The 19,281-nt window shown below is 71.5% G+C and carries 16 protein-coding genes; 11 read left to right on the top strand and 5 right to left on the bottom strand.

The window, feature by feature from the left end; all coding sequences use genetic code 11:
* The first annotated feature begins 155 nt into the window (after positions 1-155).
* Both OG251_RS03985 and OG251_RS03980 read left to right on the top strand, forming a co-directional pair.
* Positions 156-1,379, top strand: coding sequence for a PucR family transcriptional regulator (locus tag OG251_RS03985; RefSeq protein WP_326675682.1), 1,224 nt, complete (start codon positions 156-158; stop codon positions 1,377-1,379).
* Between the two features lie 154 nt (positions 1,380-1,533).
* Entirely contained in the window at positions 1,534-2,445 is a 912-nt protein-coding gene (locus tag OG251_RS03980; RefSeq protein ID WP_326675680.1) for an FkbM family methyltransferase, read from the top strand.
* A 73-nt stretch (positions 2,446-2,518) separates the two neighbouring features.
* On the opposite strand, the gene OG251_RS03975 is transcribed toward OG251_RS03980, so the two are convergent.
* The gene (locus OG251_RS03975) at positions 2,519-4,408 is read right to left on the bottom strand and encodes an ABC transporter ATP-binding protein (RefSeq protein ID WP_326675679.1); all 1,890 of its coding nucleotides are present in this window, start codon (positions 4,406-4,408) and stop codon (positions 2,519-2,521) included.
* A gap of 411 nt (positions 4,409-4,819) precedes the next feature.
* Here OG251_RS03975 and OG251_RS03970 point away from each other — a divergent pair, with 411 nt between their 5' ends.
* Together OG251_RS03970 and OG251_RS03965 are read left to right on the top strand one after the other, a co-directional pair.
* Positions 4,820-5,449, top strand: coding sequence for a DUF6629 family protein (locus tag OG251_RS03970; protein ID WP_326675677.1), 630 nt, complete (start codon positions 4,820-4,822; stop codon positions 5,447-5,449).
* A 73-nt stretch (positions 5,450-5,522) separates the two neighbouring features.
* Positions 5,523-6,230, top strand: coding sequence for an RNase H family protein (locus OG251_RS03965; RefSeq protein ID WP_326675675.1), 708 nt, complete (start codon positions 5,523-5,525; stop codon positions 6,228-6,230).
* A 187-nt stretch (positions 6,231-6,417) separates the two neighbouring features.
* Here OG251_RS03965 and OG251_RS03960 read toward each other — a convergent pair whose 3' ends face one another.
* Entirely contained in the window at positions 6,418-6,810 is a 393-nt protein-coding gene (locus OG251_RS03960) for an ATP-binding protein (protein ID WP_442818410.1), read from the bottom strand.
* 213 nt (positions 6,811-7,023) lie between these two features.
* Between OG251_RS03960 and OG251_RS03955 the strand changes: the two genes are divergently transcribed.
* From OG251_RS03955 to OG251_RS03940, 4 genes are all read left to right on the top strand, one after another.
* Entirely contained in the window at positions 7,024-7,860 is an 837-nt protein-coding gene (locus OG251_RS03955; protein ID WP_326675674.1) for a Scr1 family TA system antitoxin-like transcriptional regulator, read from the top strand.
* A gap of 64 nt (positions 7,861-7,924) precedes the next feature.
* Positions 7,925-9,016: a PP2C family protein-serine/threonine phosphatase gene (locus OG251_RS03950; protein WP_326675673.1), complete on the top strand. Its 1,092-nt coding sequence runs from the start codon at positions 7,925-7,927 to the stop codon at positions 9,014-9,016.
* 234 nt (positions 9,017-9,250) lie between these two features.
* Positions 9,251-9,505: a WhiB family transcriptional regulator gene (locus OG251_RS03945; RefSeq protein WP_326675671.1), complete on the top strand. Its 255-nt coding sequence runs from the start codon at positions 9,251-9,253 to the stop codon at positions 9,503-9,505.
* A 68-nt stretch (positions 9,506-9,573) separates the two neighbouring features.
* Positions 9,574-9,900 (top strand): YkvA family protein, encoded by a 327-nt coding sequence (locus OG251_RS03940; protein ID WP_326675670.1) that lies wholly within the window; start codon positions 9,574-9,576, stop codon positions 9,898-9,900.
* A gap of 387 nt (positions 9,901-10,287) precedes the next feature.
* On the opposite strand, the gene OG251_RS03935 is transcribed toward OG251_RS03940, so the two are convergent.
* The 3 genes from OG251_RS03935 to OG251_RS03925 form a co-directional block, all read right to left on the bottom strand.
* A complete protein-coding gene (locus OG251_RS03935) occupies positions 10,288-10,686 on the bottom strand; it encodes an ATP-binding protein (protein WP_326675669.1) in 399 nt (132 codons plus the stop codon).
* A 20-nt stretch (positions 10,687-10,706) separates the two neighbouring features.
* Positions 10,707-11,975, bottom strand: a complete 1,269-nt coding sequence (locus OG251_RS03930) for a transposase (protein ID WP_442818306.1) — start codon at positions 11,973-11,975, stop codon at positions 10,707-10,709.
* Between the two features lie 148 nt (positions 11,976-12,123).
* The gene (locus tag OG251_RS03925; RefSeq protein WP_326675668.1) at positions 12,124-12,624 is read right to left on the bottom strand and encodes a GNAT family N-acetyltransferase; all 501 of its coding nucleotides are present in this window, start codon (positions 12,622-12,624) and stop codon (positions 12,124-12,126) included.
* 109 nt (positions 12,625-12,733) lie between these two features.
* Here OG251_RS03925 and OG251_RS03920 point away from each other — a divergent pair, with 109 nt between their 5' ends.
* The 3 genes from OG251_RS03920 to OG251_RS03910 all read left to right on the top strand — a co-directional run bounded on the left by OG251_RS03920 (position 12,734) and on the right by OG251_RS03910 (position 19,204).
* Entirely contained in the window at positions 12,734-13,456 is a 723-nt protein-coding gene (locus OG251_RS03920) for an ArsR/SmtB family transcription factor (protein WP_326675667.1), read from the top strand.
* Positions 13,457-14,254: 798 nt separating this feature from the next.
* Entirely contained in the window at positions 14,255-17,608 is a 3,354-nt protein-coding gene (locus OG251_RS03915; protein WP_326675665.1) for a LamG-like jellyroll fold domain-containing protein, read from the top strand.
* A gap of 510 nt (positions 17,609-18,118) precedes the next feature.
* A complete protein-coding gene (locus OG251_RS03910; protein ID WP_326675663.1) occupies positions 18,119-19,204 on the top strand; it encodes an ABC transporter substrate-binding protein in 1,086 nt (361 codons plus the stop codon).
* Positions 19,205-19,281 lie beyond the last annotated feature (77 nt).

Genomic DNA, 19,281 nt, shown 5'->3' with positions numbered 1-19,281 from the left:
AGCACCACCGGGTCCCGGACCGCGAGGCCGGAGGCGGGATCGGTTGCCGGGTGCCAAACCCGACGGTGCCGCGTTGTGCGCCGTGCACAGTGGCGGCAAGGAATTCCGGTCAGGGGTCTCCCGTTTCCGGCCGGGGCGTGCCACCCTCACCGGCCATGGAGCCGACGACGCTGTCACCCCGCACAGACGGTGCGCCGCCCGTCAGTGTGCCCCTGCTCATCGGGGAGGTACGGGACGAGCTGCGGAGCCGGTTCGCCCCGGCGGCCGACCGGATGGCCGCGCAGATCCTCGTCGAGGACCCCGCGTACGCCAGGCTGATCGGCCGCAAGGAACTGGGCGACCGCATCCATCGCAACCTCTGCCAGGCGCTCACCGGTGTCGCCCAGGCCGCGCAGAACCTGCCGGTGGACCTCCACGACGCCATGAGCACCGGGAGCCGTCGCATCGAACAGGGGCTGCCGCTGGCCTCCCTGCTGCACAGCTACCGCCGGGGCGGCAGGCTGCTGTGGGAGATGATGTACGAGGTGATCGCCGAGCGTCACCCCACCGCCCTGCCCGTGCTGCTGCCCGCGGCCGCCGTCGTCTGGGACGTCCTGGAACAGATCACCGACGCCGTCGCCGAGTCCTACCGCCAGGCCGAGGCCGCCCGTGCGGCCCGCGACCAGGAGCGCCGCCACTCGCTGCTCGACGCCCTGCTCGACGGATCGGGAGTGGCCGCCGGGCTCGCGTCCGAGGCCGCCGCCCGCCTGGGGCTCCCCGAACGCGGCCGCTACGCCGTCATCGTCCTGCGCCCGGTCCCCGGTGCGCTCCCGCCGTCGTCCGATCCCGGCGCCGAACTCTTCTCGGGCCTGCGCATCCTCTGGCGGATCAGGGCGGACGGCGAGACCGGGCTGGTGCCCCTGGGCAGTGGCAGCCCCGAGGACCTCCGCAAGCACCTGGCGGGCTACGACGTACGGGCCGGGGTCAGCCCGGTGGTGGGCTCCCTGGCCGACCTCGGGCGGGCCCGCTGGCTGGCCGAACTGGCCCTGCGGACCTGGCGGCCCGGCGGGGCGCCGACCGTGCTGCTCGACGAACGGCTGCCCGACGCCCTGGTCGCCGCCCAGTCGGACCTGGCCAGACGGCTGCGTACGGTGGTTCTGGGGCGGGTCCTCGCGCTCCCCGCGGAGGAGTGCGGCACGCTGCTGACCACGCTCGGCGTCTGGCTCCGGGCGGGCGGCTCCTCGCTCGTCGCGGCCGAGCGCCTGTACTGCCACCGCAACACCGTCTCCAACCGGCTGCGGCGCCTGGAGCAGCTCACCGGACGGACACTCACCGACCCGGCCGGCGCGGTCGAACTGTCCCTGGCCCTGGCCGCCGTGGAGCAGCTCGGGGCGCAGTGAGATCCATGGCCCGCCGTCCCGCCATCCGCCGTCCCCGGTGCTGAACGGGGGAGGTTTCGCACGGTGTTCACCCTGCCGACCCCCGGCGCACTCCCACTGTCGGCAGCATCGACGTGCCCGGCCGCCCCTTCCTCATCCCTCCCCTGGAGCACGTGTGAAGATCCTCCGCAAGACCTCGTCGGACGGCGCGTCGCGCGGCACCCGGGTCCGTGATCTCGACGAGATGAACCGGCGGACCGTACGGCAGGCCGCGCGGACCCGGCCGGTCACGACCTCGGACATCCTCACGGGCCACCGGAAGGCGTTCCCGTACCACGGGTGGGTGGAGGTCGAGTCGGGCCTCTGCCCCGCGTTCGTCATGTTCTGCGTCAACGACGAGGCCGTCGCCCTCGACACCGTATGGAACGGCCGGTTCGGCTACGAACAGGGAAGCCTGTACCACTGGAGCCGGCTGGCCGCCGCGAGCCGCACGGTGCTCGACGTCGGTGCGCACGTCGGCTACTACGCGATGATCGCGGCCCTCGCCGCCCCCGGGGCCACGGTGCACGCGTTCGAGCCGGTGCCCCCGATCCACGCCAGACTGGCGGTCAACCACCGGGCGAACGGGATCAGGAACCTCGTGCTGCACCAGAACGGGGTCTCCGACCGGGCCGGGAGCGCGGACATCAACATCCGCTTCCCGCTGGCCAATCTGCTGTCCACCGGCTCCTCGCTGGAGGAGTTCGCCCGGCCGGTGGCCGGCGCGTTCACCACGCGCGTCCAGCTGTGCACCCTGGACGAGAAGCTGGGGGACACCCCGGTCGACCTGATCAAGATCGATGTCGAGGGGCACGAGCCCCGGGTGCTGGCCGGGGCCCGTCGCCTCATCGAGCGTGACCGCCCCGTCATCATTCTGGAGGCCCTGCAGTCCACCCAACTGGCCTCCCTCACCGAGCCGTTCGCCGATCTCGACTACACCTTCCGCTGGATCTCGGAGGCGGAGGGCCGGCTCGTCCCGGTCACCGAGGAGCGACCGGACAAGAGCCGGAACCTGATCTTCGCGCCGCGGGAGAAGGAGTACGCCTGACACGTGAGGCCGGGCCGGTATCGGCCGCCGGGCCGGTGGGGCGGAGGGCGGGGCGCTCCCGGCGGCCGGTGGTTCAGTGGACGGGGTGCGCCTCGGGGGCCGAGGGCCGCTCGAACTGGGTGCGGTGCAGCTCCTCGTACCGTCCCCGGGCGGCCAACAGCTCGGTGTGCGTGCCGCGTTCCACGACCCGGCCCTCCTCGATGACCAGGATCAGATCGGCGGCACGTACGGTCGAGAGCCGGTGGGCGATCACCACGGCCGTCCGGCCCTCCAGCGCTTCGGCCAGGGCCTCCTGAACGGCCGCCTCCGAGGTGGAGTCGAGGTGGGCCGTCGCCTCGTCGAGGATGACGACCCGCTGGCGGGCCAGCAGCAGCCGGGCGATGGTCAGCCGCTGCCGCTCGCCCCCGGAGAGCCGGTAGCCGCGCTCGCCCACCACCGTGTCCAGACCCTCGGGCAGGGACGCGATCAGGCCGTCGAGCCGTGACCGGCGCAGGGCGTCCCAGATGTCGTCCTCGGTGGCCCCTGGCCGGGCGAGGAGCAGGTTGGCGCGTACGGACTCGTGGAAGAGGTGCCCGTCCTGGGTGACCATGCCGAGCGTGTCCCGGATCGAGTCGGTGCTCAGATCGCGTACATCGACGCCGTTCAGCCGTACCGAACCGGAATCCGCGTCGTACAGCCGGGGCAGCAGCTGTGCGATCGTCGACTTGCCCGCGCCCGAGGAGCCGACCAGGGCGATCATCCGGCCGGGCTCGGCCCGGAAGGAGATGTCGTGCAGGACCTCGGTGCCACCGCGGCTGTCGAGCGTCGCGACCTCTTCGAGGGAGGCGAGGGAGACCTTGTCGGCGGACGGGTAGCCGAAGGAGACCCCGTCGAACTCCACGGACACCGGACCGTCGGGAACCTGTCGGGCGTCCGGCTTCTCGGCGATCAGGGGTTTCAGGTCGAGGATCTCGAAGACCCGCTCGAAGCTGACCAGGGCGCTCATCACCTCGACCCGGGCACCGGCCAGCGCGGTCAGCGGGGCGTACAGCCGGGTCAGCAGCAGGGCGAGGGCCACGACGGCGCCCGGTTCCAGGCTGCCGCGCAGGGCGTAGTAGCCGCCGAGCCCGTAGACCAGGGCGAGCGCCAGGGCGGAGACCAGGGTGAGGGCGGTGATGAACGTGGCCTGCGCCATGGCCGTACGGATGCCGATGTCCCGTACCCGGCCGGCCCTGGCGGCGAACTCGGCGGACTCGTCGGCGGGGCGCCCGAAGAGCTTGATCAGGGTCGCGCCGGGGGCGGAGAACCGCTCCGTCATCTGGGTGCCCATCGTGGCGTTGTGGTTGGCGGCCTCGCGCTGGAGGCCCGCCATCCTCGCTCCCGTCCGGCGGGCGGGCACGACGAACACCGGTAGCAGGACCAGGGCGAGCAGGGTGATCTGCCAGGAGATGGTGAGCATCACGGCGAGCGTCAGCAACAGGGTCACCAGGTTGGACACGACGCCGGACAGCGTATTGCTGAAGGCGCGCTGGGCGCCGATCACGTCGTTGTTCAGCCGGCTGACGAGCGCGCCGGTACGGGTCCTGGTGAAGAAGGCGACCGGCATCCGCTGCACATGGTCGAAGACCGCGGTGCGCAGATCGAGGATCAGCCCCTCGCCGAGGGTGGAGGACAGCCATCGGGTGAGCAGACCGAGCCCCGCCTCGGCGACCGCGATGAGGGCGATCAGCAGGGCGAGCCGGGTGACCGTGCCGGTGTCCCGGCCCTGCACGATCGCGTCGATGACGCGCCCCGCGAGTACCGGCGTGGCGACCGCGAGCAGCGCGGTGACCACGCTGAGCAGCAGAAAGCGGGTCATCCGGCGGCGGTGCGGCCGGGCGAAGGCCACGATGCGGCCCAGGGTGGCCCGGGAGAAGGGCCGCCGGTCCTGCTGGGCGTTCATCGCGCTGTGCAGCGATGACCACGCCGTGACTTCCATGTCCATGGGATGCTCCGGAATCTGATGGCCGACGTGCGGATCCCGTCGGCCGTGCGGCCTCCGGTACACAGCACGCTAGGACCTCAGGCAAGCTTGAGGTCAAGCGGGCGCGTGCGGGCGGGGACTCCCGTACCTTATGGGCGCGCGAAGAGAGAACGCCGTATGTGCGTACGAGAGTTGGGTGTCGGGCTCGACGGCCGGCCGGGGCGGGGGTACACGATCGCCGATGCGCTGGGATGCCCGGTGGCTGCCGGGGCGACGGGCGCCGGGTGGAGCGGGTGAGGTGCGGGGCGGGCGCCGCGCGGGGTGGACGTCACGTGGAGCGGACGACACCTGGGGCGGCGTCCGCAACCGCGGAGCCGTAGCGTTGCCCCGGAAGCGACCGTTGCGCGCGAGTCCGGGCCCGGGGGTGACGTCATGTGCTGGAGTGCGACCGCCGACCTGGCGGCGGGCACCGTCATCGTCGCGATCGGCGTGGCCGCCGTCGCGCGCACCCGCCGGGCCCGCGATCTTCCCCTGGCCGCACTGCCCCTGCTGCTCGGGGCGCACCAGATCATCGAGTCGGTGGTCTGGCGCTCCGACGGCGGCACCGGCCCGGCCACCGTCGCCTGGGCGGTCATCGCGCTTCCGCTGCTGGCCGTGTGGGTGCCGCTCGGCGTGTTCTGCGCGGCTCCGCCCCGTGCCCGCGCCCGGCTGCTGGTGCCCCTCGCCGCCGGAGCGGTCACCGCCGCGTTCCTCGGGTACTCCCTCTCCGCCCGCCCGGTGACGGCCGAGATCAGGGGGCACACCCTCGGGTACGTACTGAACCTGCCGCATCCGCAGCTGCTCGTCGCGGGCTATCTCCTGGCCACCGTCGGCTCCCTGCTCCTGTCGGGCGACCGGCGCCTGTCGCTCCTCGGAGTGCTGGTCGCGGTCGGTGCCGTCGTCTGTGCGGCGCTGTGGCGGCTGGAGTTCATCTCCACCTGGTGCGCGTTCGCGGCGGTGTGCTCGGTCGTCCTGCTCGGCTGGGCCGGCCGAAGGCCCCCGGTGGCCGTGGCGTCGCCGTGAGCGAGGGTGACGCCGACCGGTACGCCGGAGCGACGGAACCGACCGGTCATGCGGTGCTGGCATGATCGGAGGTATGGACGAGTGCATCATCGCCGCGTGTGACGGGGCGTCGAAGGGTAATCCCGGGCCGGCCGCCTGGGCGTGGGTCGTGGCCGACGCGCAGGGGCGCCCGGAGCGCTGGGAGGCGGGCCCGCTGGGCACCGCCACCAATAACGTCGCGGAGCTGACGGCTCTGCTGGAACTGCTGGAATCCACCGATCCCGCCGTGCCCGTCGAGGTGCGGATGGACTCGCAGTACGCGATGAACGCGGTGACGAAGTGGCTGCCGGGCTGGAAGCGCAACGGCTGGAAGACCTCGGGCGGCAAGCCGGTGGCCAACCGGGAGCTGGTCACACGGATCGACGACCGGCTGAGCGGCCGGAACGTGACCTTTCGCTATGTGCCCGCCCACCAGGTGAACGGGGACCCGCTGAACGCGCTGGCCGATCAGGCAGCCAGCGAGGCGGCGGTCACGCAGCGGGCGGCGGGCACGGCACACGGTTCCACGGAACTGCCGACGCCCGCTCCTGCCCGGTCCACCAAGGCCGGCCGGTCGGAGGGTACGGACGGGACGGCCGGCAAGGCGGCAGGTGCCTCGCGCTCGGGGCGCTCCACCAGCAGCACGATCCGGGCCAGATTCGCGGGCCGGTGCCACTGCGGAAAGCCGTACGCGGCCAAGGACATGATCGCGAAGAACCCGAACGGCTGGGGCCACCCTGAGTGCCGGGCCGCCTCGGTCTGACGCGGTACTGGGCGGCGGGGGCGCTCGGCCCGGACGTGGTGCTCGGCCGTGCGGGCAGGGGGCGCCGAGCCCTGAAGCGGTACAGGGGGCTCCGCGGCGGTACCAGGGGCCCGGGGGCGGTGCCCGGTGGTCCGTGGCGCCGTCCGGCGGCGTGATGGCCACGCCCGGCCCGGTGCCGGCGCTCGGATCAGATGTCGGCCCAGACCAGCCGGCCCGCCAGGGCGACGCGCGTCCCCCACCGTGCCGCCAGCGCGTCCACGAGCAGCAGGCCCCTGCCGTCCTCCGGCAGTGACATGTCCGCGTCCCGGACAGCGGAACCGCCGGGTCCGTCGGGGCAGCCGGAACCGTCCGGCGTCTCCGCGGCGCCGGGCTCGGGCCCCGCCCGGTCTCCGGGTGGGGCCGGGGACGGAATGGCGGCCCGGCCGCGGTTCCATACGCAGATGCGTACCCCGTCGGCGGAGCGGAGCAATCGGCACCGGATCCGTCGGGTGCTGGTGTGCTGCACGGCGTTGGTGATCAGCTCGGTCACTATCAGGGCCGCGGCTTCGACGCGGTCCGCCGGTTCGCCCCACGCCCGCATCGCCTCCTGCACACGGTGACGGGCTTCCGGAACGCCTTTGGCGATGCGGGGAACCCACCAGCTGTGTGCCCGTGTGCTGCCAGCATCGGGAGCGCGTTTCGCGCAACTGACTATTTCCGACATGTATGTACTCTCGGTGCAAAGCGCATACTTTGCAAGCGACAGAGTGTGTGGATTGCTCCCTATTGAGGCCCCACCGAGGAAGGCACGTGCATGAGACCCCGATCCGGCCCCACCGTGGAGCACCGCGTCCTGGCGGCACGACTCCGGCTGCTGCGGGAGCGGGCAGGCGTCAGCCTGCAGGCCGCGGCCGAGGCGCTGGACGCACACCCGGCCACCGTGCGGCGCATCGAACGGGCCGAGACCGGACTGGACGCCCGGCAGGTCGGGGAACTGCTCGACTGCTACCGGGTCCCGGCCGCGGTGGCCGAACCGATCATGGCCGGACTCGGCGCCGCGAACCTTCCCGGCTGGTGGCACCAGTGGCGGGACGCGATGGAAGGCTGGCAGCAGGACGTCATCGGCATGGAGTCCTCGGCCGGCCTGGTGCGGACCTGGCACCCCGCGCTCGTGCCGGAACTGCTGCGCACCCCCGCGTACGCCGATGCGCTGTACCGGGCGCAGTACCCCGAAGACACCCCCGCCCAGCGGGAGAGGCGCGTCGAGCTGCTGCGGGAGCGCCAGCGCCGCCTGCGCGACCGAGGCGCCGCGCTGTGGGCGCTGCTGCCCGCCGCCGCCCTGCACACGCTGGTCGGCAGCCACGACGTCATGGACGAACAGCGCGGGACACTGGCCGACGCCGCGCACCGGAAGCACCTCACCGTGCAGGTGGTTCCGCTCGGCCATCCGCCGCACGCCATGACCGGCGTACCGCCGCTGCACCTGCTGCGGGTGCCCGCACCGGAGATCGGTGACCAGGCCATCCTGGAGACCCCGGGCGTCCGGGTGGACATCATCGACGACCCGGACACCGTGATGGGCCACCGCATCCGGCTCGACGCGGCGTGCGCGGCCGCACCGCACCCCGGCACGCCGCTGCCCGGCTGGTGAGCGGGGCCGCGCACCGGCGGTGACCGGGATGGCGGCGGGCGCCGGTGCCGGACAGTGTGGGGGAGTGGTGCAGCCGCGCAGAGCCCAGTGGATCCCCGTCGGGGTCATCGTCCTGGCCGTCGTGTTCGACCTGGTGACCCCGACCGATGTGACCTCCGCGCCGCTGCTCACGGTGGCGCCCGTCGCCGCCGCACCGCTGCTGGGGCTTCGGGGCATCATCGCGATCGGCCTCGTCTCCATGGCCGTCCATGCGGTGCTCGCCCAGGTGGACGGCACTTTCGGCTGGGAACGGGGTGTGGCCAACCAGATCACCCTGCTGGCCGTAACCGTCCTCGCCGTCTTCATCAACCGCACGCTGGAGGGCCAGCACGCCACGACCCGGCGCGCCCGCCAGGTCGCCGCGGTGGCCCAGCGCGCCGTGCTGCCCAGGCCCCCGTCGCGCCTGGGCGAGCTGCGGATCGCGGCGCTCTACGTGCCCGCCGAGGACGAGGCCATGATCGGCGGCGACCTCTACGTCGTACAGGACACACCGTTCGGCACCCGTGTGATGGTCGGGGACGTACGGGGCAAGGGGCTCGGTGCGGTGAGCGCGGTCTCCGCGGACCTGGGGGCCTTCCGGTATGCCGCGGACCAGGCCGAGGACCTGCCCGGTCTGGTGTTCTCACTGGAGCGGGCGCTCCTGCGCGAGGGCGGGCGGCGGGGCGGCCAGGAGCAGGAGGAAGGGTTCACCACCGCCCTGATCGCGGAGTTCGCCGCGGACCTCACCGCCGTACGCATCGTCAACCGCGGCCACCCGCCGCCCCTGCTGCTGGACGAACAGGGGGCCGCCACCGCGCTCGAACCGTCGGAGGAGGCGCCTCCGCTGGGGATGAGCGCGCTGGGAGCCTGGACGTCCCCCGTCGACACCTTTCCCTTTCCGCCCGGCGCGACGCTGGTGTGTTTCACGGACGGCATCACCGAGGCCCGCGATGCCGACGGAATGTTCTACGACCCCGTCGTGCGCCTGCCGGAGCTGCTCCGGAACCGTGCGCTCGTCGGCGACGCGGCCACTCCGGCGCAGATCCTCCACATCCTGATCGAGGACGTGGGACGCCACACCGGTGGCAGGGCCCAGGACGACCAGGCACTTCTCGCCCTGCACCGCCCCCGGCACTGACCCGGCCCCGGAGCCGCACCGGCCCCCCCCCCGGGCCTGCCCCCGGTACTGACCCGGCCCCGGAGCCGCGACTCCCGGGCGCCGGCTCCGAGCGGCCCGACCGACCGCCGGGACCGGCCCGGTTCCGCCCCCGATGCGTACTGCCGCGCCTTTCGTGGTTTCAGGTGCCGGTTGGCGGTCAGGCGCACCGGTACGGACCGAACCAACCGACCCCGAACATCGGGAGTGAGTCACATGGAGAACTGGCGCATGCGCGCGGCCTGCCGCGAGGTGGACCCCGACCTGTTCTTCCCCATCGGGAGCACAGGCCCGGCACTCGTCCAGACCGAGGACGCCAAGGCGGTCTGCGCGACCTGCCCCGTGCGGGAGCAGTGCCTGCGGTGGGCCCTGGAGAACGGACAGGACTCCGGCGTCTGGGGCGGCATGGGCGAGGACGAGCGGCGCGCCCTGAAGCGCCGCACCCGCAGGCGCGTCAAGGAGACCCGCTGACCGCCGCCGCGCCGATGCCGCACCACCCGCGGCCCCGCCTTCCACACCGTTCCGGTGCACGATGAGTCATGGACACCACCGCTTGGCTTCTCATCGGCGCGGCCGCCGCGCTGCTCACCCTGGGCGTGGCGGCGATTCTCCTCGTCCGCGTGATCAAGGCCAGAAAGCTCCTGCTGGACGCGGGAATCCCGCTGCGTGACAAGGCACTGGTGTGGGCTGCGGTGATCTACACCGTGTCCCCGGTGGACCTGCTGCCGGACCCCGTCTACCTGGACGACATCGGGTTCCTGATGCTGGCCCTGCGCTCGCTCCACGCCGCGGCCGCAGTCGGGGCGGGAGGGACCCGCCGGCGGGCGGCGACCTTTCGGCGGCCGGGAACGACTGACGGTACGTGACCCGCCCCGGCCGGAAGGTGCGTACCGTGGATCACCCGCAGCCCCCCAACCGCCGCCGTCGCCGTCGGGCCGCCCCTGCCTGCCCGTGCGCCGCACCCGAGTTTCACGATCGGTGCGGCGCGCCGGTCGCCCCGCGGCCCGATGTGAGCACTCCGTAGCGGTCGGGGCCCGGCATCCTCCCGGTCGGCGTCGGCGGTGGGCCCTGCCACGGTCGTCGTACGCTTCCGGTCGTCGTACGCTCCCGCCGGGGCGTCCGCCACGGACCCGGCCACCGGCGCCGGGGAACTCTGCGGCGTCGCGGACATCGGCGGGCGGTCATCGGCGGGCGGTCATCGGTGTCCGCCGTCGTCCCCCGGTGGTCAGTGTCCGCCGTCGTCCCCCCGGTGGTCAGTGCGGAACGCTGGCCGTGATGACCTTGCCGCCACCGGACCGGTCGCGCACGCTGACCCCGGGGGCCAGCCGCCGCACCATCAGCCATCCGAAGCCGCCGGTCCGCCCCGTCAGGTCGGGTGTCCGGGGCTGGGGATGGACGGAGCTCGGATCGGTGACGCTGATGTGGACGCCGCTACGGTCCACCTTCAGCCACAACGCGGTGACACCTCCGGCGTGCCGGAGCGCGTTGGTGACCAGCTCCGACACGAGCAGCAGGAGATTCTGGAGCGTGTGCGCGGCCGGTGCGGGACTCAGCCGCAGCAGGAACGAGGCGACCGCCTCGCGCGCTTCGGCGGCCCGTTGAGGCCGGCAGACGAACTCGGTACGCGTCTCTCCCATGGGTGAACGCGTCATCGGAATATGCTCTTCGGTACTCATGCACACTCACCCCGTCGAGTTGGTACCTTGACAAGGGTTCGCCTACCCCCGCTCACGGATTGCATGGACCGTGTCCGGAGAATTCTGGCGGTGCGCGGCGGTCGCCCGCCCCCCCCGTCCAGGGTCACGGCCCGTGAGGCAGCAGGCGGCGCCTGCCGGATGCGTATCAGGATCGGGCGTGCGCCCCTGCTCACGAACACGGCGCCGCACTCCTCGTGCCGGGCCCGGCTGACGTCGATGCCGGAGCACGCCGGATCGGGACGACCGGCGGAGCGCTGGGAGCTCCGGGTGCGAGCCGGCGTCCCGGGCCCCGGGAGGAGGGTGGCGCGGGCAAGATCGCGCAGGGCGCTCATGACGGCGGGGGTGCGACGCCGGCGGATCTGACCGGCATCTTCGGCGAAGGTCACGTCTTTCGTCCAGTGGACGGTGTTCTCGATGATCCAGTGGCCGCGCGCCCATGCGCGATCTCTGCGGGAGACGCCTGATGGGTCGCGAGACCGGTGACGGCGTAGACAGTCTCGGTCTGCCACTTCGATGTGCCGATTCGGCGGCGTTCGCGGTGGATGCGAACAACCTGGCGGGCATGGGGGAACAACAGTCCGTCCACACTCACCACCTTCGCCTCGCGGACCTCCTCCCGGCCGTGCCCGCGGTCGCGGGACTGGTCGAGGACCGGGTACCTGCTTCCAGGGCAGTTTGGTCAACTGGCGTACCAGGGCGGGCTGGTTGTTCTTCACCGACAGCAGGCAGTGGGCCTGTCGGTCCTGGACGAGGTAGCGAGTGTGGCTCGTCTGGGCGTGCAGGGCGTCGACGGTGACGACGGAGTCGGTCAGGTCCTGATCATCGAGGGTGTCCAGCAGCGGAGCGAACTCGGGTATCTCGTTCGTCTTCGCACCGATCTCGCGTGGAGCGGCGGTCAACGCATCGTGGTGGCGCACTGCGGACAGGACGAAGACGCGGCTGCCGTCCGCACGGACGGCTCCGCGCAGGCATTTGCCGTCCACGGCGAAGGCCGTACGACGTGGTCGCGGCGGGTCCGTCCCGTGCTGGGCGGTGCGGTGGGCGCGGCGCTGTTCGCGCTCTACGGTCCCGTCCGGGGTTGCTGCGGATATCGGGCGGGCCTGGAGTCCGGTGTAACCGGTCCGGGCCAGGACATCCTGGTCGCAGCGGCGTACCCACTCGGCCATGGCGGTCAGGGAGTTGTGTCCGGCGCTGGGGAGTGCACATACGCCGACCGCGAGCAGCGTTGCCGGCCGGAACCGCACCCCACGTGGATTCCTCGGATCTGGCACCTGGGCCAGTGCGTCGAGCAGACCGGACGGCACCACCGCCTCGGGCCGTGACGCTCCAGACGCGGCCTGTGGCAGGTGCGGAGCGGACGGATCAGATGATGGTGCAACGAGCACGGCGACCTTACCGGAACCGGGTTGGTTCACCGGTCGGTGCCGTGAGTTCCTTGGTCATGAAGACGCGGCTGGTGCCCGGCGGATCGCAGGGCACCTCTCCGAGCCGCTTCCACCCGTGGTTCTGGTAGAAGCCGGGGGCCTGGAAGGTGATCGTGTAGAGCACGGCCGTGCGGCAGCCACGGGCACGAGCCTCGTCCTCGGCCTGCCGGAGTAGCTCTGTTCCCAGCGCGCTGCCACGCAGCCGGGGCGGCAGGTAGAAGAGGTCGAGGAAGAACAGCCCGAGCGAGGTACGCCCGGTCAGTCCGCCGACCACCTGGCGCGTCTCGGGATCACGGACCAGGACGGCCAGAGGTCTGCGGTCGGCGATTCCCGTGTGCTCGATGTTGAAGCGGTCCAGCGCGTCGGAGATTGCCGCGACGTCCTCCGACAGGGGGGAGTCGGTGAGCACCCAGTCCGTCGGGGGTTTGGGCTGGTGGGAGGCGGTGACGGCAGTGTCGGACGCAGACATGGTTGCTCCAGTACGTGAGCGGATGCGGGTGCGGGGCCGGTGAGCCCGGCGCACGGGCCGACACTAGGACCCGGACGCTTCGACGGACGTCGAAGGGACGTCGGCGACAATGGGCACCGTGGACATTCAGCGCGCAGACCAGGATGTGGGTGTGGACCTGGCGGGCGTGGCCAAACTGGTGGCCGACAACACCCGGGCCGCCTTCTGCCTCGCACTGCTCGACGGCCGGGCGTGGACGGCGAACGAGCTCGCGCGCTACGCCGGAGTCGCACCGTCCACCGCGACCTCGCACCTGAACCTGCTCGTAAACGGCGGACTCCTCGTCGAGGAGCGGCACGGACGCCACCGCTACGTACGGGTGGCCGACCGCAGAGTGGTCGAACTGATCGAGAGCCTTGCCGCGCTGGCCCCGAAGCACAGCCCCCGGCCACGCTCACTGGCGGCCTCCGGCCGGCAGCAGGCACTGGCCCGCGCCCGGCTGTGCTACGACCACCTGGCCGGAACCACCGCGCTGGCTATCACCGACGCGATGGTCGAACACGGACTCCTGGAGTGGGGGCGCGAGCCGGGCCTGACCGGCAAGGGCGCCCTCTGGCTTGCCGAGGTCGGCATCACGGTGCCCGTCGGCTCACGCCGGCCACCGGTGCGCGCCTGCCTCGACTGGACCGAGCGCCGTCCCCACCTGGCCGGCGCGGTGGGCGCCGCCCTGTCCGCCCACGCACTTGCCACCGGGTGGATGACGCGCATCGGGACCAGCCGCGCCCTCCTCGTGACACCCGTCGGCCGCCGGGCACTGCGCGATTATCTGGGCCTGTCACCAGCTGAACTCTGATCCTGAACCCCCTGGGCTCAATCTCACCTTTCGGGAAGTGCGGAAGGCGAATCGGGGATGGTGTCCAAGGAAATGATCGAGAGAATCAAGGGTGCGTCGAAAAATTCGGCGACCGGCCGCTTATGGCGACCGGCCACTTATGGGGTGTCGGCGGGAATCGCAGTGGGGTGACTGGCGGCCATGCCCGGTACGTGACGGCCGCCTCGTCCGTGGCCTCCTACCGCGGTGTCTGCGGCTGCGGTTACGCGCTGATCGGCTCTGTTGACCTGGGCGGTGAAGCGGCCTTCTGTCTGCCGTACGACAGTGGTAACGGGAGAAACCGCGCAGTGACCATTCGTTGTGCGGCGGGGGATTCGGAGTTGACGGGCACAGTCCTGAGGCGCTCAGGGATGACGTGTCGACGGTGTGGGGCGGCGGAAACTGCACCTCCTGTGCCGATCCGGTTCATCTCTGTGCGAAGGGGTCGTGCACAGACGGAGGGATTTTCCGTAGGAGGGTGACCATGGGTAATTCCCACTGCGGGTAACGCGGGGGCCGGACCGTCGGGACGTGTGGGCGTAACAGGCCGGAAGGGCGGCGCTCGCGTCTCCGCGTCCGCGTGCGTCCCGCGCTGCCCCGACCGGGCCGGTCGCCGGGCTGTCCGGTCGCGGGACCGCGCGGCGACGGGTGGGCGGACGGGTTCCGCCTGCTCCGGGCCGTGTCCCCGGCCGGGCGGCCGGGGGACGCGGCCGTGTCAGATTTCTATCGTTGGAAATTTTGCGTGCACGACCGTTGTGGTGCGTTTGGCGGTGTGGCTCAATGTTCGACCATGTGCTGTGCCTCACAGGTCCGAGGCACTTCGGCTCCTTCGACGAGGACGACGCCTTGAGACGACAACACCCCCGCCCCCGAGCCCTGTTCAGGGCGCTGGCCTGTGCCGCGGCCCTGCTGATACCCGTCGGTGCCACGCTGGTCCCGACGGCTGCCGCCGCGCCTGCCACGCCCGCCGCCGCGCCCGCCGGAGCCGCGGCGACCGCCTTCGCCCACGACGACCCGGCCATCGAGGTGAACGGGCTGAAGGGCGAGTACTTCAGCATGTCCGCCCCCGGTGCCCGCGACTTCGCCGAGCTCGGTGCGACAGTCCTGGATCCCGAGATCAACTTCCCTGGACTCACCGGTGCGTTCGAGTCCGCGACCGGCAGGACCGAACACACCACGGCCCGCTGGACCGGCCTTCTGGAGGCGCCCGAAACGGGCGAGTACACCTTCGCAGCCAGCGGCGACAACGGGTTCAGACTTTTCCTCGACGGCAACGTTGTCATCGACCACTGGCAGCCGGACTGGGACAACGAACAGACCAGCGAGCCCGTCGCGTTGACCGCCGGGGAGCCGCACGAGTTCCGGCTGGAGATGTTCCAGGACACCGGCGGCGCCAACATGTTCCTGCGCTGGTCGAGCGAGAAGCTCAAGAAGCAGATCGTGCCCGAGTCCGCCTTCACCCCGCCCGCCGGCTTCGAGGTCTACCCGGTGGGCCTGGGTGTCGCCGAGGACGGCACCCGGATCCAGGCCACCTTCGAGGGCCGGGTCAGCGGCGTCGCGGGCGTCAAGGACCACCTCAGGATCGAGACCGACACCTCCCCGATGCCGGTGAAGTCGGTCGTCAGGGCCTCGGACAACCCGAAGGCGCTCATCGTCACGCTCGCCGGGCCCGTGCAGAAGGGCCAGCAGGTCCGGTTCGCGTACGACGGTGAGGGCGGTCTCCGGTCGGGCGACGAGACCGTCCCGGAGATCAGCCGCACGGCCAAAAACCTCTCCACGCACCGGCTGACCACCTCGTGGGGAGACAAGCTCGACCGGCAGCACCCGCTGCCCGAGTACCCCCGGCCGCAGCAGGTGCGGGCCAAGTGGCAGAACCTCAACGGCCCCTGGGAGTTCGCCGGCGCCACCGAGGGCGAGCGGCCCGTCTTCGGCAAGAGGCTCGCCGAGCGCATCACCGTGCCGTTCCCCGTGGAGTCCCAGCTGTCGGGCCTCGAACGCCACGAGGACCACATGTTCTACCGCAGGCTCGTCACGGTGCCGAAGAACTGGTCCGTCGGCGGCCGTGGGGCCCAGCGGCTGAAGCTCAACTTCGACGCCGTCGACTACCGGGCCACGGTCTGGGTCAACGGGACGAAGGTCACCGAACACACCGGCGGCTACACCGGATTCAGCGCCGACATCACCGACGCGCTGAAGGGCCGCGGCCCGCAGGAGATCGTGGTGGCGGTCACCGATGTGACCGGACCCGACCAGCCCAAGGGCAAGCAGTCCACGAACCCCGGCGGCATCGTCTACACCCCCTCCTCCGGCATCTGGCAGACCGTGTGGATGGAACCGGTCGCCCCCGCCTCCGTGGACACGCTGACGACCACCCCGGACATCGGCAGCGGCACGCTCGCGCTGACCGTCAACTCCGCCGACGCCTCGGCCGGGGCCCGCGTCAAGGCCGTCGCCCGCGACCGCGGGGGCAGGACCGTCGGCACGGTCACCGGACCGGCCAACCGCGCGCTGACCCTGCCGGTGCGGAACCCGCACCTCTGGTCGCCGGACGACCCGTACCTGTACGGCCTCGATGTGACCCTGACCGACGGCCGGTCCACGGACACCGTCGAGAGCTACTTCGGGATGCGTTCCCTGAAGATCGACACGGTGGGCGGTTACCAGAAGCTCGTGCTCAACGGAAAGCCCTTCTTCTCCCTCGCCATGCTGGACCAGGGATTCTGGCCCGACGGCCTCTACACCCAGCCCAGCGACGCGGCGCTCACCTTCGACCTCAAGGCTCAGAAGGACCTCGGATTCAACGCGGTGCGCAAGCACATCAAGGTGGAGTCGCCCCGGTGGTACTACCACGCCGACCGGCTCGGTCTGCTCGTGTGGCAGGACTTCGTCTCCGGCGACATCAGCGGCGACCAGGGCAGGCGGGCCTTCCTCTCCCAGGGTCGGGAGATGATGAAGCAGCTGCACAACTCGCCCTCGATCGGCGGCTGGATCGTCTTCAACGAGGGCTGGGGCGAGTGGGACCGCACCGAGACCGGAAAGATCGCCGAAGCGGTCGGGGCCGATGACCCGTCCCGTGTCGTCAACGCCCACAGCGGGGTCAACTGCTGTTCCTCGAAGGGTGATTCCGGCAAGGGCGACATCATCGACCACCACGACTACGTGAACAACGACGCGCCGTTCCCCGACCACCGGGCCGCGATGGACGGCGAGCACGGCGGATTCACGCTCCGTACCCCAGGGCACATGTGGCCGGGCGCTCCCGCCGCCATCTACAGCGGGGTCGCGGACAAGGCCGCGCTTACCGCGAAGTACGTCGACAACACCCGTACGTACTACCTCGCGGCCGCCGGCGCCGAACTGTCCGGCTCCGTGTACACCCAGGTCAGCGACCTGGAGAACGAACTCAACGGCCTCTGGACATACGACCGCAGGGAGATCAAGGTCGACCCCGTCGAGGTCCGCCGGATCAACCGGCAGGTCATCGCGGCGGGCGCGGCGGCCGGTGACCGCGACGCGCTGAAGGGCGGTGCCGCGTGGTCGTTGGACGAGGGCAGGGGCACGACCGCCGCCGACAGCGGCCCCAACAGGGCGCCCCTGGGACTCGTCGCGGGTGCCTCCTGGACGCCGGGCGTGAAGGGCTCCGCCCTCGGGTTCGACGGCGCCGGACAGTACGCCGAGACCCGCGGCCCGGTGGTCGACACCACCGGGGCCTACTCGGTGTCGGCCTGGGCGTCGCTGGACTCGCTCCCGGGCAACTACGCCACGGTGGTCAGTCAGGACGGCCGGCGCCAGGAGAATCCGTTCTATCTCCAGTACGGACAGGGCGCGTTCGCCTTCAGCACCCCGGGCGGCCACCGCGCGCGGCTGGAGATGAAGCCGCGGACGGGCACGTGGTACCACCTCGTCGGCGTACGCGACGGTGACGAGCTGAAGCTGTACGTCGACGGGAAGCCGGTGGCGACCGCCGCGGCGGGTCCGGCCGACGTCAGCACCGGGCCGCTCTCCGTGGGCCGCGCCAAGTGGGGTGGTAGCAACGGTGACTTCTTCGACGGTTCCATCGACCAGGTGAGGGTGTACGACAGGGCGCTCACCGACGACGAGGTGAGCGCACTCCACAGCGGCGAACGGCCGTAGGCGTCCGCGGAGGGGCCGGTCGGGCGGCGACGCGGCGCTCATCGCCGCCCGGCCGGCCCGCCGTCGGTGCGGTGGGCCTCCGATGCGACCGGCCGGGTCACTCCGGCGGATCGACCCGCGTCGCAGCCTTCGCATCGCCGACCTCCGTACCGAGCCCCCTGGTCGCGAGCCCGCCGATGTGCCGGCGCGGAATCGACGTGCGCAAAACCCTTATGCACGACCGGAGTTGGCCAACCTGCTCGCTGCCGGAGCCGGGCGTCGACACAGGAGGGAAACCCTCCGAACGCGCTCTTGCCGCCTGTACCGCACCGCATATATAACGTTGTAAACCGAGCCGCCGACAGGCCGCGCAAGCCCCCTCGACCGCCGTTCACGCAGGACGGCACAGGGGGGCGTGAGCGATGCGGTCCCCCTCGGCCGTCGAGCGGCCGCCGCGTCATCCAGTCATCGTCCCTGTTCCGACCGCACGCCGATCGGCGTGCGGTCAATCCGCCAAGGAGCGTCCCGCGCATGATGATCCAGCGCCGATCCCGTACCCTCGCCGCGGCCTGCCTGCTCGCGGCCACCGCCACCCTGGCCGCCGCCGGCTGCGCCAAGTCGGAGACCACGAGCAGCGCGGGTTCCGACAGCGGCCAGGGCGCCCAGGCGGCCGAGTCCCCCGAAAGCAGCTCCGGTTCGGGCTGTTCGCTACAGACCTACGGCGCGCCGAAGCTGGACCTCAAGGACGCGGTGGTCGGCTTCTCCCAGTCGGAGAAGGAGGCCAACCCGTTCCGGATCGCCGAGACCCAGTCCATCAAGGACGAGGCCAAGAAGGTCGGCGTCAGGAAACTGCTCACCACCAACGCGCAGTCGCAGCTCTCCAAGCAGATCAGTGACATCCAGGACATGCTGTCGCAGGGCGCCCAGTTCCTCATCGTCGCCCCGCTGAACTCGGACGGCCTGGAACCCGCCCTGAAGGCCGCCGCCGCCAAGAAGGTGCCCGTCCTCACCGTCGACCGCAAGGTCAACTCCACTGCCTGCAAGGACTATGTGGCCTTCCTCGGCTCCGACTTCGTCGAGCAGGGCAAGCGCGCCGCCGACGCGATGATCAAGGCGACCGGAGGCAAGGGCAAGGTCGCCATCCTCCTCGGTGCCTCCGGCAACAACGTCACCACCGACCGGACCAAGGGCTTCGTCGACCGGATCAAGGCCGAGGCGCCGGGCATCGAGATCGTCGCCCGGCAGACCGGCGAGTTCGCCCGGGACAAGGGTCAGCAGGTCATGGAGCAGCTCATCCAGTCCAAGCCCGACATCACCGCCGTCTACGCGGAGAACGACGAGATGGGCCTCGGTGCCGTCACCGCGCTCAAGGCCGCCGGGAAGAAGCCGGGCAAGGACGTCAAGATCGTCTCGGTCGACGGCACCCGCAACGCGGTGCAGGCACTGGTCAACGGCGAATACAACGCCGTCATCGAGTCCAATCCGCGCTTCGGGCCGCTGGCCTTCGCGACCGCGCAGAAGTTCTACGGCGGCGAGGAGATCCCGGAGAACGTGATCATCACCGACCGCGCGTACGACGAGTCCAACGCCGGGGCCTCCCTCGGCGGCGCGTACTGACCCCCCTCCCCCCGGCTCATGGCCGTCGCGGCGCCGCCCGATGCCACGACGGCCGTCGGGCCCACATTCCCGTAACA

It is taken from the genome of Streptomyces sp. NBC_01237 (assembly GCF_035917275.1).
In the GTDB taxonomy this organism is placed as follows: Bacteria; Actinomycetota; Actinomycetes; order Streptomycetales; family Streptomycetaceae; genus Streptomyces.
Note: the sequence above shows the minus strand (reverse complement) of the source record. Positions and strands in the feature narration are given on the sequence as shown.